A 12,802-nucleotide genomic window follows, 5' to 3' on the forward strand; every position below is an offset into this window, starting at 1 on the left:
CCATACGCCAACCCGGGCAGTCCCCCGAGGCGGACGCTAACACAGCCGCGGCGGTCGCACCGCGTGTGCAATCAGAAGCGGCAAAACCTGATATCGGACGCCAGGATCGCCTTGGCGCCGATGGCGGCCAGCTCATCCATGATTTCGTTGACGCCCCGGCGCGGGACGAGCGCCCGGATGGCAACCCAATCCGGATCGGCCAGGGGCGCAATCGTGGGCGACTCCAGCCCCGGCGTGATCGCGGTGGCCTTGTCCAGCACCGAGCGGGGGCAGTCGTAATCGAGCATCAGATACTGCTGGCCGAACACCACGCCCTGGATGCGCGCCACCAGCTGATCGCGCGCGGCCTGTGTCCCGGAGCGGCTGGCCTGGTCGCTCTCGATCAGCACGGCTTCCGAATCGCACAGCGGATCGCCGAAGGCCACCAGGTTGTGCAGGCTCAGGGTGCGCCCGGACCCGACCACATCGGCGATGGCGTCGGCGACGCCGAGTTGCACCGAAATCTCCACCGCGCCGTCGAGTCTGATGACGGTCGCCTCAATACCGCGGCCCGCCAAGTCTTTTCGGACCAGGTTGGGGTACGCCGTAGCGACCCGCTTGCCGGCCAGATCGGCAATCTTCCAGTCACGCCCGGCCGGGGCGGCGTAGCGGAAACTCGACGAACCGAATCCCAGCGCCAGCCGTTCGCGCACCGGGGCGTCGGAATCGCCCACCAGGTCGCGGCCGGTGATGCCGAAATCCAGCTCGCCCGAACCCACATAGATGGCAATGTCTTTGGGCCGCAGGAAGAAGAACTCGACCTGGTTGGCCGGGTCGATGACGGTCAGGTCCTTGGAGTCGGTGCGGCGCCGGTAGCCGGCCTCCGCCAAGATCTCGGTGGCCGGCTCGCTCAGCGTGCCCTTGTTGGGAACCGCAACCCGCAGCATGGTCACAGCTTCCGATACACGTCGTCGAGGGACAGCCCGCGGGCGACCATCAGCACCTGTGTCCAGTAGAGCAGCTGGCTGATCTCCTCGGCCAGCGCGTCGTCGGGTTCGTGTTCGGCGGCCAGCCACACCTCGCCGGCTTCCTCGAGGATCTTCTTGCCCAGCCCGTGGACGCCGCCGTCGAGCGCGGCGACCGTCGCGCTGCCGGCCGGCCTGGTGCGGGCACGCTCGCCCAGTTCGGCGAACAGATCCTCGAAGGTCTTCACGGCCAGCGATTGTTTCACGCGGCGGTCGGCAAAGTCACGGCGGTTTCGTTCGGGACCGCCGGGTTCAGTCGAATCCGGCGAGGGTCAGCCGCAGCGCTTGCTCCAATTGCTCGTGAAAGGGCGGACTTTCGCCGATGTGCGACGACAGCCATCCGTCGAGGACGAATTGGACTGTGGCCAAACTGGTGTGGACCAACAACGCGGGCCGAATGTCGGCCGTCGCGTCGACACCCATCCGGTGAGCGACCTGCTGGATCAGGTTGCCGTGGTCGGCTTCGCTGATCAGCACGGATTTGCTCAACAGGTGCGGCGCGGTGGCCACGGCGAGGCGCCAGGTGTCCAGGTTGTCAACGTCGGCGACGTCCCTGGCGTGCGTGACGAACAGTTGGATCAGCGCCTCAACCGGCGACTCGTGTGGCGGTCTCGCACTGTAGGAACCCACGATCTCGGCGGCCGCATCCCGGACGGGATCGACCAGCAGGCCCTCCTTGGTGGGCGCGTACCGGAAATAGGTACTGATCGAGACCCCGGCGGCTTCGGCGATGTCCTCGGTGGTCACCGCGCCGAACCCGCGTTCGGCGAACAGCTGATGCGCGGTCTGCTGGATCTGCGAGAGCAGCTCGGCTCGCCGCCGGTCCCGCAACGAGCCGGAGTTTGCTGAGGGCATGCCATCACCTTCGTCAATCCGACAATATAACCCCGCGGCGCCGTCCAGCGACGAACTCAGATGAGGGACTCTACACTATTGAAAGTCCCTATCAAATAGGCTAGTGTGATGCAGCACACACCGATGAACTGCAGAGTCTTGGCGCTTGTTGACACTATTTTAATAAAGTTGGCGTCTAACGGCTGCCCAACGGCCTCTGCTCGGCACTCAGGACTTAGGGGTGGGAAGAGGGCCGATGACAGCGGTAGCTGGTACGCGATGACGTATGCCTTGGGTTTGCTAGACCGACCGCGGGTCGCGCCGCTATGACGACGACACAGCTTGACGGTGTTGTCGCCATCCGGGACTGGTCCGTCGGATACGTCAGACGTCACCCGGTCGCCTCCCTGACGACCGTGGGCGAACAGTTCGTCCTGGGTGTGCGCACCGTTCAATATTTCTTCCTCGACCTGATCACCGGGCGGTTCCAATGGCACGAATTCGTCCGGCAGGGCGCGTTCATGGCCGGCACCGCCGTGCTGCCGACGATCCTGGTCTCGCTCCCGATCAGCGTCACCCTGTCCATCCAGTTCGCATTGCTGGCCGGGCAGGTCGGCGCCACCTCGCTGGCCGGCGCGGCCAGCGGACTCGCGGTCATCCGCCAGGGCGCGTCGTTGGTGGCCGCGGTGTTGATGGCGTCGGCGGTCGGGTCGGCGATCACCGCCGATCTCGGTTCGCGCACCATGCGCGAGGAAACCGACGCGATGGAGGTGATGGGTGTCTCGGTGATCCGGCGCCTGGTCGTCCCCCGCTTCGCCGCGGCGGTGATGATCGGTGTGGCCCTGACCGGCGTGGTGTGCTTCGCCGGATTTTTCGCGAGCTACATGTTCAACGTGTACTTCCAGAACGGCGCGCCGGGCAGCTTCGTGTCGACGTTCGCGTCGTTCGCGACGACCGGTGACATGGTTCTGGCGCTGCTGAAGGCGATCGTGTTCGGCGCCATCGTGGCCATCGTGTCAAGCCAGAAAGGCTTGTCCACCAAGGGCGGACCGACGGGCGTCGCGAACTCGGTGAACGCCGCAGTCGTCGAGGCGATCCTGCTGCTGATGATCGTCAACGTCGCCATCAGCCAGCTCTACATCCTGCTGTCGCCCAGGACGGGGCTGTGACGTGACGGCCTCGGCGTATGAGCCCTTCGCACCGATTTCGACGCCGCTGGTCCGGCTCTACCGCAGGGGCAAAGTGCCGATCATCCGGCTCGGCCATCTGCTGGTCTTCTTCGTCCGGGCGGCGGTCGCCGTGCCGCTGGCCGTGCGGCAGTACAGCGGCGAGTTCTTGCGGCTGCTGTCGAACATCACCTGGGGCAACGGCTCGATCGTGGTCGGCGGCGGCACCGCGGGTGTCGCGGTGGTGCTCGGCATGACGGTCGGCGCACTCGTCGGGATCGAGGGGTATAACTTCCTGGACCTGCTGGGCCTCGGGCCCGCCACCGGGTTCGTGTCCTCGTTGGTCAACACCCGCGAGCTGGCTCCGCTGATGGCCTCGCTCGCCTTCGCCATGCAGGGCGGCTGCCGCTTCACCGCCCAATTGGGGTCCATGCGCATCGCCGAGGAGATCGACGCGCTCGAGTCGATCGCGATCCGCCCGATCCCCTACCTGGTGACCACCCGGCTGATCGCCTCGGTGGTGGCGATCATCCCGCTCTACGCCGCCTGCCTGGCGATCGGCTACCTGAGCACGCAAGTGGTGGTGGGCATCGGCAGCGGCGGTTCGACCGGGTCCTACCTGCACTACTTCACGCTGATGCTGGCCGGCCAGGACATCGTCTATTCGTTGATCAAGGCCGTCATCTTCGTGTGGATCGCCTCCACCATCCAGTGCTACTACGGCTATTACGCCAGCGGCGGACCCGAAGGCGTCGGGGTCGCCGCGGGGCACGGCATGCGGGCCAGCATCACGGTCGTGATCATCGTGAACATGCTGCTCACCATGGCGCTGTGGGGTGTGGACTCCGGGGCAAGGTTCGGCGGGTAGGTCCATGGCGAGGTCGGTGGAAGATGCCCAATTCCCTTGAGCTGGACGGACGCGGCCCGTCGGACCGGCAGTTGTTCGGCGTCGGCATCGCGGTGGTGGTGGTCAGCGCCCTGGTCACGGCCATGATGTTGGTCAAATCCACGGGCAGGCTGAACGATTACGTGCGAGTGGTTGCCGACCTGGTCAACGTGGGCGATGGCCTTCCGCAAAAGTCGGACGTCAAATACCACGGTGTGCTTGTCGGGATGGTCAACGACGTCGTCCCGGCGGCGCACGGCAAGCCCAACTACGTCCACATCGATCTCAAACCCGAATACGCCCAGTCGATTCCGGCCGCCGTGACCGCACGCGTGGTGCCCAGCAATGTGTTCGCGGTGTCGTCGGTGCAGTTGGTGGGCTCCGCAAACCAAAAGGGTCGGGGGGCGAAAATCCGCCAGAGCGCCCATATTCCGGAGGACAAGCAGTTGCCGACGGTGTTGTTCCAAACCACGGTCAGCAAGTTGCGCGACCTGCTGGCCGCCGCGGGGCGCGGCCGTGACGACAGGTCGGTGGGGATCCTGGCCGCCCTGGGTGCGGCCACCGACCACCGCCGCGTCAGCCTGCTCAACGCCGGGGCGCAATTGAATCGGCTTCTCGACCAGCTCAATTCGATTGTCAGCACCGACACCGGCCCGTCGACGGTGTCCGCCCTGCTGGACGCGACGACGGGGCTCGCGCAGACCGCCCCCGATCTTCTCGACGCACTGCATCAGGCCGTCGAACCGATGCGGACCTTCGCCGAGACGCGTGGGCAGCTGGCCTCGCTCGTGTCGGGTGCGGACTACACGGTCGGCACGACGCGCCAGTCGTTCGACAACCACATCGACCAACTCATCCGGATCACCACCGATTTCACACCGGTGCTCGGCGTGCTGGCGCAAAAGTCGAACAACTTCGTGCCCGCGGTGACCAAACTGGACAACCTGGCCAACCAGTTCATGGAGCAGGTCTGGAACCCGGAGAAGAACCTGGGCAACATGCACGCGATGCTGACGTTCACGCCCAGTTCCACCTACACGCGCGCCGACTGCCCGCACTACGGTGAACTCAAGGGACCCAGCTGCTTTACCGCGCCGCTGATTCCGGTGCGCCCCGATCTGCCCGAGGTGCTGCTGCCGCAGAACTATCATCCGCCCAAGGATCTGGCGCCCCCGCCGGGCACCGTGATCGGGCCGGACGGAAACCTGGTCGCGGTGGGCCCGCCGCTGATCAATCCGACTCCCAATCTGACCGATCCCAATCCCCCGCTGGCCCCGGGGATTACGCCGTCGCCGCCCGTGCCCGGGAGCGCGAATCCCGACAACCCGTCGCCGGGTGCGCCGGCGGATCCCCAACCGCACCAACCGTGGGTCGCCCCGGTGGCGCCCAAGGCGCCGTGGATTCCGCAGTCCGCCTTCGGGGGCTCCCGATTCGGGGGGAACGTGGGCCCTGTAGGGAGCCAGTACGAACGAAACATGTTGGGCGTGATCACCGGAACGCCCGCCACGCCGGCCACCGAGCTGCTGCTCGGACCGGTCGCCCGTGGCAGCACGGTGTCGCTGACCCACCCGGCCGGGGAGGCCCCATGAAGTTTCGCGGCCCGCTCATCGCGTTGGCGCTGTTCATGGTCGTGTCGTTGACGCTGACCTGGCTGGTGTACGTGAGCCTGCGCCGTGACGTCGCCGGCGACACCGCGCGGTATTCGGCGGTGTTCACCGACGTGTACGGGCTTCGCGAGGGTGACGACGTCCGCATGGCCGGGGTGCGCGTCGGCCGCGTCGAAAAGGTCGAACTCGACGGGAAACTGGCGAAAGTCTCGTTCGTGGTGCAGTCCGAGCAGCGGTTGTTCGGCAACACCCTCGCGTCGGTGACCTACCAGAACATCGTCGGCCAGCGTTACCTCGGACTGTCGTTGGGCAAGGAAGGCAGTCCGGAGCTGCTCGCGCCGGGCAGCACCATCCCGGTGGAACGCACCGAGCCATCCTTCGACGTGACCACGTTGCTCAACGGCTACGAGCCGTTGTTCAGCCTGCTGAACCCGCACGACGCCGACAATCTCACCAAGGGCATCATCCAGTCGTTGCAGGGCGACACCTCGTCGCTGGCCACGCTGGTCGGCCAGACGTCCACGCTCACAGAGACATTCGCGGGCCGCGATCAGGCGTTGGGCAGCGTGATCACCAACCTCAACAAGGTGGTGGGCAACCTCGCGGCGCAGAACGACGATCTCGACGGCGTCATCACCGAGACCCGCAGCGTCGTCGGCGAGCTCGACCGGCGGCGCCCCGACCTGGTCGCCTCCGTGGGCTCGCTGGCGCGGGTGACCGGCCGGCTGTCGACCTCGGCGTCCGACGTGTATCCGGCGCTGCGCGAATTCATCGATCGCAAACCCGGCGTGGCCCGGCACATCATGGACGTCGAGCCACAGGTGGCGTTCTTCGGCGACAACATCCCGCTGCTGCTGAAAGGACTTGTCCGGGTCGGCAATCAGGGCGCCTACGGCAACGCCTATGTGTGCGACGTGAACTTCTTGGGGTTCTTCCCCGGGCTCAACGATGTCGTGCCGATCATCATCAACGCGGCCACGCCGGGGAACAGGGCCTGGCACACCCCGAGATGCAGGAGCACCGTCGATGGCTGACAAGACTGTGCGGCAACGTATTTCGGGGATGAAGCGACGCCCGCTGGAAAGCTATAACAAGACGTGGCTCGGATTCATCGCGGTCGCGGTGGTGGCGGTGGTGATCGGGGTCATGCTGCTGGTGCATGCGCTCGGCGCCGGATACCGGCACTACACCGCGGAGTTCATCCAGGCGGCCTCGCTGCGGGCCGGCAATCCGATCGTGGTCGCGGGCATCCCGGTGGGCAACGTCACGAGCATGAAGCTCGTCGGCGACCACGTCGAGGCCGGGCTGAAGGTTCGGGACAACATCGCGCTGGGCAAGGACTCCCGCGCCCGGATCAAGGTCACCACGATCCTGGGGTCGCGTTACCTCGCGCTGGAGCCCAGTGGCCCGGCGCGCCTGCCCCACAACACCTTCGACCTGGCGCACACCGAGGTGCCCTACGACCTGCAAGCCGCGCTGCAGGACGCGACCACCACGTTCGAGCAGGTCGACTCCGACAGGTTCGCCCAATCGCTGGCGGTGCTGGGCAAGCAGCTCGAGGGCCTGCCCGCGGTTGTGCCGCAGGCGATCACGAACATCAACACGCTGTCGTCGATCATCGCGGTGCGCCGTGACCAGCTGGGCCAGCTGCTGCGCAGCACCGAGCAGGTGACCAACACGCTGCGCCGCCAGCAGGCCGGCATCGGCAATCTGGTCAACCAGGGCCAAGACCTGCTGGGCCAATTCATCGCGCGGCGCGCCGTTTTCCACGCGATGATGCAATCGTTGACGAGTCTCGTCGACACCATGAGTCAGGTCGTGGTCAACGACCGGGCGGGACTGGACGCGCTGATCAAAGACATGCGCGACTTCACCGCCTTGATGTCCGCGCACGACGACCTGCTGCACAGCATGCTGCAAATCAGCCCGATCTTCTTCCGCGAGGCGGCCAACCTCACGGGCGAGGGCAACGCGGTCAACTTCAACGCCCCCAACGTTCCGCTGATCGACTCGTGGATGTGCGCGATCAGCGGTCGCGCCAAGCAGTTCGGCATGATCCAGTACTTCAAGGACTGCAAGTGAAGGCCCGCGCGCACAGCGCCCGCGCCACGCTCGTCGTCAAGGTGGTGGCCGTCGTCGCGGCCGTGGCGGCGATCGCGGTGGTGGCCGTCGCCGGTTGGTGGTACCTGCGCTCCGACGAGGACACGATCACGGTCACCGCCCAATTCGACAGCGCCTCGGGCCTTTACGAGGGCAACGTGGTGGCGGTGCTGGGGATGCCGGTGGGCAAGGTCACCAGGATCAACCCCAAGGGCGGCTATGTCGAAGTCGACTTCACCGTCGACCGGCACGTCAAAGTCCCCGCCGACGCGCAGGCCGTGACGGTGTCGACCTCGATCCTCACCGACCGGCAGATCGAACTCACACCGCCCTACCACGACGGGCCGACCCTGCAGAACCACGACACCATCGGGTTGCCCCGGACCAAGACACCCGTCGAATTCAGCAGCGTCCTCAACGTGTTGGACAAGGTGACCAAGTCGCTCGAGGGTGACGGCCACGGCGGCGGGCCGATCGCCGACGTGCTGAACGGCGGGACCGCGGTGGTCAACGGCAACGGCGAAAAGATCAAAGCGGCGCTGGGTGAGCTGTCCAAGGCGCTGCGCCTGTCCAGCGACGGTGGCGCGACGACCCGCGAGCAGATCACCACGATCGTCAAGAACGTCAGCACGCTGTTCGACGCCGTGGCCGCCAACGACACGAAATTGCGCGAATTCGCCTCCACCATCCACCAAGTCAGCCAGATCATGGCGGACGAGGACCTCGGCAGCGGCAGCACCGGACGCAAGCTCGACCACCTGATCCAGCGGGCGGGCGACCTGCTCGACGCCAACCGCGACAACGTCAAGCAGGCCGTCGGCAGCGGCAACGCCACGCTGAAGACGGTGGCCGACCAGCGGCGCGACCTAGCCGAGCTCCTGGATGTGGCCCCGCTGCTGGCCGACAACGCCTACAACATGATCGACCGGGCCAATGGCGCCGTGCGGGCCCGCTTCCTCACGGACCGTTTGATCTTCGACAGCCAGTACACCAAGGAGATCTGCAACCTGATGGGTCTTCGGCAACTGGGTTGCAGCACCGGGACCATCCAGGACTTCGGCCCCGATTTCGGGTTGACCTATGTGCTGGACGGGATGGCCGCCATGGGGCAGAAATGATGACCACCCGCGGGCGGGCCATGCCGTCGCTGCTGGCCGCGGTCATGGTGAGCGCCGGGTGCGCCACGAATGGCCTTGCCAGCCTGCCCCTTCCGGCGCCGGGGCTGGGTTCGGGCGGCTATTCGCTGAACGCGGTGTTCTCCAACGCGCTCAACCTGCCGATGAACGCCAAGGTCAAGTTGGCCGGCGCCGACGTCGGGCAGCTCGAATCGATGATCGCCCGCAACTACACCGCACTGACCCGGCTGCGGATCAGGGACGGCGTGCAGCTCCCCCGCGGCAGCACCGCCGAATTGCGCACCGCGACACCGCTGGGCGACGTGTTCGTCGCCCTGAAGCCACCGGCCGCGGGCGATACGGAGGCGCCGCTGCTGCGCAACGGCGACACCATCGGCCTGGATTCCACGGCGGCCGCCGCGACCGTCGAGTCGGTGCTGAGCTCGGCGGCGATTCTGGTCAACGGCGGGGCGGTCCGCAATTTCACCAACATCATCAACGGTTTCGGCAAGGCGACCGGCGACCAGGGCCAGGCGTTCGGAGACATGATCCGCAAGTCCAACGAGCTGCTCGGGACGCTGGATTCGCGGTCCGATCAGATCAAGAACGCATTGACCCAATTGTCGCACCTGGCCGACCAACTCGACGCCAAGAATCACACCATCAGCGACCTGATGTCGGCCGCCCGTCCCGCCACGTCGGCCCTGGCCGACAACACCGCCCAGCTCTCCAATCTGGCCGTGCAGGTGGGCGACACCTCGCGGCTGCTGGCCAGGTTCCCGTCGATCGGCGGAACCGACACCAGCGGCCGCAGCCTGATCCGCGACCTGAACACGGTCGCCGGGGCCGCCAACGATGTGGCGGTGAGCCCCGACACCAGCTGGCTGTCGGTGAACCGCTTGATCCCCCCGTTGGTCAAATCGACCGCGGGGAACTCGATTTCGGTGAACGTCAGCGTGGACAAGATTCTGCTCGGGTCGCTTCCCGATATCGGGTATCCCGGTGACATCGGGCTGCACGGCCCGCACCACTACAACGTGAACCTTCTCGTCGGCACGCTCAAGTACACCCTGTGGCGCCTGCAGGAGCGCGTGGTGGGCCGGGGGCCGGATTCGCCGCAGGTTCCGGTGATTCCGGACCCGACCATCCCGGGCCAGATCGACGTCGCCCCCGGTCCCCCGCCACCGGGGCCACCCGAACCGCCGCCGCCGGGACCTCACCCATGATCCGCGCCATCGCCACCTTCGCGAATTTCGTTGTCCGAGTGGTGCGCACGGGCCACCGGCGACAAGTTTGGTTGTCGGTGGCCGGATTGGTGCTCATCCTCGTCGTCGCCACCGCGTACCTGCTCGTCGGCGCGTTGCGGGTGAAGCCCTTCGCCTCGTCCTACCGGGTCACGGTGCAGTTGCCGGAATCCGGCGGGCTGCTCCCCAATCAGGACGTCGCGCTGCGCGGGGTGCGCATCGGCCGGGTCGAGTCGCTGCAGATCACCGACGACGGGGTGAACGCCGTCGCCAGCATCACGTCGAAGGTGCGGATCCCGGCGAACGCCGTCGTGCACGTCTCGGCGCTCTCGCCGGCCGGTGAGCAGTACATCAACTTCGAGGCCGCGTCCGACGCCGGACCGTATCTGCACGACGGCAGCCGTATCGCCCTGGACCACACCACCGTTCCGGTCAGCCTGGCGCGGTTGCTGGGCGACGCCGACGGGCTGCTGTCCCAGGTCGATCCCCACAAGATCGAGTTGATCAAGAAGGAACTGAGCCTGAGCAAGGAGGGCCCGGCGAAACTGACCGCCATCGTCGACGGCGGCACCTTCCTGCTGTCCACGCTCGACTCGGTGCTGCCCCAAACCACCAGCATCATCAAGACCAGCCGGGTGGTGCTCACCTTGGCAAGCGACAAGAACACCGGCTTGGGCGCGGCCGCAACGGAACTCAACCACACGCTGTCCGGCGTGGCCAGGATGCAGGCGGGCTATCGGCGGTTGACCGCGCAGACGCCGCGCACCCTGTCGGCCGTCGACAATTTGTTCGCCGACAATTCCGACACGATGGTGCAGTTACTGGGCAGCATGGCCACCGTGTCGCAGCTGCTGTATCTGCGGGTTCCGGCGCTCAACGCCCTGTTCCCGGACTACCGTGGGTCGGTGTTGGACGCAGTGACGAGCGCGTTTCACGACAACGGGGTTTGGGCGATCGCCGACCTCTACCCCCGCTACGTGTGCGATTATGGGACACCGTCGCACCCGCCGTCGGCCGCCGACTACTACGAGCCGTTCATGTACACCTACTGCCGCGACGACGACCCCGCCGTCTCGATCCGGGGCGCCAAGAACGCGCCGCGGCCGGGCGGCGACGACACCGCCGGCCCGCCGATGGGGGCCAACCTGGGCCGCCGCACCGATCCGACCCCCAAGGGCCGCTTCACCATCCCGACCCCCTACGGCGGCCCGCAGCTGCCGATCGAACCGCCGCACTAGCCCCGAACCGCCCGCGCCGATCCCTAGGAGATGCCCGTGCTCGTGACCTCCCAAAAGAATCCGAAATCCGAGGCCGTCAAGACGGAACCGGATGCCGAATCGGCCCAAGACGTGTCAGACGATGTCGACGACGTGACCGCCGGCGAGGCCGAGGACCAAGGCGACAAGGGTGGTCTGCTCACGCGCAAGCGTCCCTCCGAGCGCCGCAACCGGCTTCGGAAACAGGATCTGGGGCGATACCTGCGCCGCAGCATCCTGCCGCTGTTACTCGTTGCCTCGCTTGCCGTTTCGGGATTCCTGGGATGGCGACAGTGGCAGGACCATCGGGTCACACAGGCGGGCGAACAGGCCCAGCAGGCGGCGATCGCCTATGCGCAGGTGCTGACGAGCATCGACTCGAACAAGGTCGACGAGAACTTCCGGCAGGTGCTCGACGGCGCGACCGGCGAATTCAAGGACATGTATACCCAGTCCAGCGTGAAACTTAGGCAGCTGCTGATCGACAACAAGGCGACCGCGCACGGCGTGGTGGTGGACTCGGCCATCCAGTCCGAATCCATGAACAAGGTGGTCGTGCTGGTGTTCATCGACCAGACGGTCACCAACACGGCCGCACCCGATCCGCGCATCGACCGCAGCAGGATCAAGATGACCATGGAAAGGGTCGACGGCCGCTGGCGGGCGAGCAAGGTGCAGCTGCTGTGACGCGCCGGCTCGTCGCGGCGTTCGTATTGGTCGCCGCCGCAACGCTTCCCAGCACCGCCCGTGCGCACGCCTCGGCGCCGTCGTTCTGCGGCGAGCTCGGCGGGAATTGGGACGGCCAGTACTGCCACACCTCGGTCACCTCGGAACGCAACGCCGTGCGCGACATCAAGGTCGCGGTGCCCGAGGACCTGGTCGACAATCCGACCACAGGACCGGTGATCCGCGACTACCTGCACACCCTGGTCAACAACTGGCGAAACGCCAACTCCAGCATGGCCGCCGACAGCTACGGCGAGGAGAACTTCGAAATCTTCCGGCACGCCAATCTGCTCAGCGCGGTGTTTCACGAGGACTATCACGCCGACGGCCCCCAGTCCAACAACGCCTATCGGACGTTCACGTTTGACATGTCGAGCGGCAGGCGGGTGCAGCTGGCGGACCTGACGACGTCAGACCCGCTGACCGCCATTCCCCCTCTGGCTCAACCGTTTGTCCAAACCGCGCTCGATCAGGCGCCGCCACCGCACGACCCCGGCACCTACCCGTTCACCGTCGACCGCTGGACCCCGGACAAGGTCTATTCCGGGGCGTACAAGGCCTGGGCGGTGACCCCCGACGAGTTGATCCTTTACATGCCGGACTACCCGGTCGGCCACGACAGCCCGATCAACTTCACGCCCGGTGTCATGCAGTGGTACATGGACGGCGGCACGGTGCAGGCGCACATCCCGCTGTCGGCCTTGGCTTCCGTGCTGCGCGTATGAGCCCCGTGTAAGTCGTTGCCCCCCAGGCACACCGCGAGTCACAGGAGTACCTGGACCGGGGTAGTGCCGATGTGCCCACCTCCGAGCGACAGCGTCAGACGGATGAGGTCATTGTCGCTCGGAGGCGGGCAAAAGGTGT

General features: G+C 66.4%; 13 protein-coding genes. 10 read left to right on the top strand and 3 right to left on the bottom strand.

Annotation, left to right across the window (positions count from 1 at the left end):
- Nucleotides 1-71: 71 nt before the first annotated feature.
- From hisG to QGN31_RS15000, 3 genes are read right to left on the bottom strand one after another with little or no spacing between them, the layout of a single operon-like run.
- Complete coding sequence (gene hisG, locus QGN31_RS14990; protein ID WP_043954805.1) at nt 72-926, bottom strand: ATP phosphoribosyltransferase; 855 nt, start codon at nt 924-926, stop codon at nt 72-74.
- A 2-nt stretch (nt 927-928) separates the two neighbouring features.
- Nucleotides 929-1,210, bottom strand: a complete 282-nt coding sequence (locus tag QGN31_RS14995; RefSeq protein WP_014941831.1) for a phosphoribosyl-ATP diphosphatase — start codon at nt 1,208-1,210, stop codon at nt 929-931.
- Nucleotides 1,211-1,256: 46 nt separating this feature from the next.
- Nucleotides 1,257-1,859, bottom strand: coding sequence for a TetR family transcriptional regulator (locus QGN31_RS15000; RefSeq protein WP_014941830.1), 603 nt, complete (start codon nt 1,857-1,859; stop codon nt 1,257-1,259).
- Nucleotides 1,860-2,164: 305 nt separating this feature from the next.
- Between QGN31_RS15000 and QGN31_RS15005 the strand changes: the two genes are divergently transcribed.
- The 10 genes from QGN31_RS15005 to QGN31_RS15050 are packed head-to-tail and all read left to right on the top strand — an operon-like array spanning nt 2,165 to nt 12,663.
- A complete protein-coding gene (locus tag QGN31_RS15005) occupies nt 2,165-3,007 on the top strand; it encodes an MlaE family ABC transporter permease (protein WP_014941829.1) in 843 nt (280 codons plus the stop codon).
- 1 nt (nt 3,008) lies between these two features.
- Nucleotides 3,009-3,872, top strand: a complete 864-nt coding sequence (locus QGN31_RS15010) for an ABC transporter permease (protein ID WP_014711536.1) — start codon at nt 3,009-3,011, stop codon at nt 3,870-3,872.
- A gap of 23 nt (nt 3,873-3,895) precedes the next feature.
- The gene (locus QGN31_RS15015) at nt 3,896-5,479 is read left to right on the top strand and encodes an MlaD family protein (protein WP_014941828.1); all 1,584 of its coding nucleotides are present in this window, start codon (nt 3,896-3,898) and stop codon (nt 5,477-5,479) included.
- The gene (locus tag QGN31_RS15020) at nt 5,476-6,531 is read left to right on the top strand and encodes an MlaD family protein (protein WP_014941827.1); all 1,056 of its coding nucleotides are present in this window, start codon (nt 5,476-5,478) and stop codon (nt 6,529-6,531) included. The genes QGN31_RS15015 and QGN31_RS15020 overlap by 4 nt, the downstream gene beginning before the upstream one ends.
- Nucleotides 6,524-7,579 (top strand): MCE family protein, encoded by a 1,056-nt coding sequence (locus tag QGN31_RS15025; RefSeq protein WP_043954803.1) that lies wholly within the window; start codon nt 6,524-6,526, stop codon nt 7,577-7,579. The genes QGN31_RS15020 and QGN31_RS15025 overlap by 8 nt, the downstream gene beginning before the upstream one ends.
- Complete coding sequence (locus QGN31_RS15030) at nt 7,576-8,715, top strand: MCE family protein (RefSeq protein WP_014941825.1); 1,140 nt, start codon at nt 7,576-7,578, stop codon at nt 8,713-8,715. Before QGN31_RS15025 ends, QGN31_RS15030 begins: the two co-directional genes overlap by 4 nt.
- Entirely contained in the window at nt 8,712-9,938 is a 1,227-nt protein-coding gene (locus tag QGN31_RS15035; RefSeq protein ID WP_008256269.1) for an MlaD family protein, read from the top strand. The genes QGN31_RS15030 and QGN31_RS15035 overlap by 4 nt, the downstream gene beginning before the upstream one ends.
- A complete protein-coding gene (locus QGN31_RS15040; protein ID WP_014941824.1) occupies nt 9,935-11,194 on the top strand; it encodes an MlaD family protein in 1,260 nt (419 codons plus the stop codon). The genes QGN31_RS15035 and QGN31_RS15040 overlap by 4 nt, the downstream gene beginning before the upstream one ends.
- A 30-nt stretch (nt 11,195-11,224) precedes the next feature.
- Entirely contained in the window at nt 11,225-11,899 is a 675-nt protein-coding gene (locus QGN31_RS15045; RefSeq protein ID WP_043954802.1) for a tetratricopeptide repeat protein, read from the top strand.
- Nucleotides 11,896-12,663, top strand: a complete 768-nt coding sequence (locus QGN31_RS15050) for a mannan-binding family protein (RefSeq protein WP_014941822.1) — start codon at nt 11,896-11,898, stop codon at nt 12,661-12,663. The genes QGN31_RS15045 and QGN31_RS15050 overlap by 4 nt, the downstream gene beginning before the upstream one ends.
- Nucleotides 12,664-12,802 lie beyond the last annotated feature (139 nt).

The organism is Mycobacterium sp. 2-64 (assembly GCF_035918375.1).
Lineage (GTDB): Bacteria > Actinomycetota > Actinomycetes > Mycobacteriales > Mycobacteriaceae > Mycobacterium > Mycobacterium intracellulare.

Bases quoted from the DNA above. Each gene is read 5' to 3' on its own strand.
- QGN31_RS15005 (WP_014941829.1), top strand. From the start codon at position 2,165: ATGACGACGACACAGCTTGACGGTGTTGTCGCCATCCGGGACTGGTCC.
- QGN31_RS15045 (WP_043954802.1), top strand. From the start codon at position 11,225: ATGCCCGTGCTCGTGACCTCCCAAAAGAATCCGAAATCCGAGGCCGTC.
- QGN31_RS15040 (WP_014941824.1), top strand. From the start codon at position 9,935: ATGATCCGCGCCATCGCCACCTTCGCGAATTTCGTTGTCCGAGTGGTG.
- QGN31_RS15020 (WP_014941827.1), top strand. From the start codon at position 5,476: ATGAAGTTTCGCGGCCCGCTCATCGCGTTGGCGCTGTTCATGGTCGTG.
- QGN31_RS15035 (WP_008256269.1), top strand. From the start codon at position 8,712: ATGATGACCACCCGCGGGCGGGCCATGCCGTCGCTGCTGGCCGCGGTC.
- QGN31_RS15000 (WP_014941830.1), bottom strand. From the start codon at position 1,859: ATGCCCTCAGCAAACTCCGGCTCGTTGCGGGACCGGCGGCGAGCCGAG.
- QGN31_RS15025 (WP_043954803.1), top strand. From the start codon at position 6,524: ATGGCTGACAAGACTGTGCGGCAACGTATTTCGGGGATGAAGCGACGC.
- hisG (WP_043954805.1), bottom strand. From the start codon at position 926: ATGCTGCGGGTTGCGGTTCCCAACAAGGGCACGCTGAGCGAGCCGGCC.
- QGN31_RS15015 (WP_014941828.1), top strand. From the start codon at position 3,896: ATGCCCAATTCCCTTGAGCTGGACGGACGCGGCCCGTCGGACCGGCAG.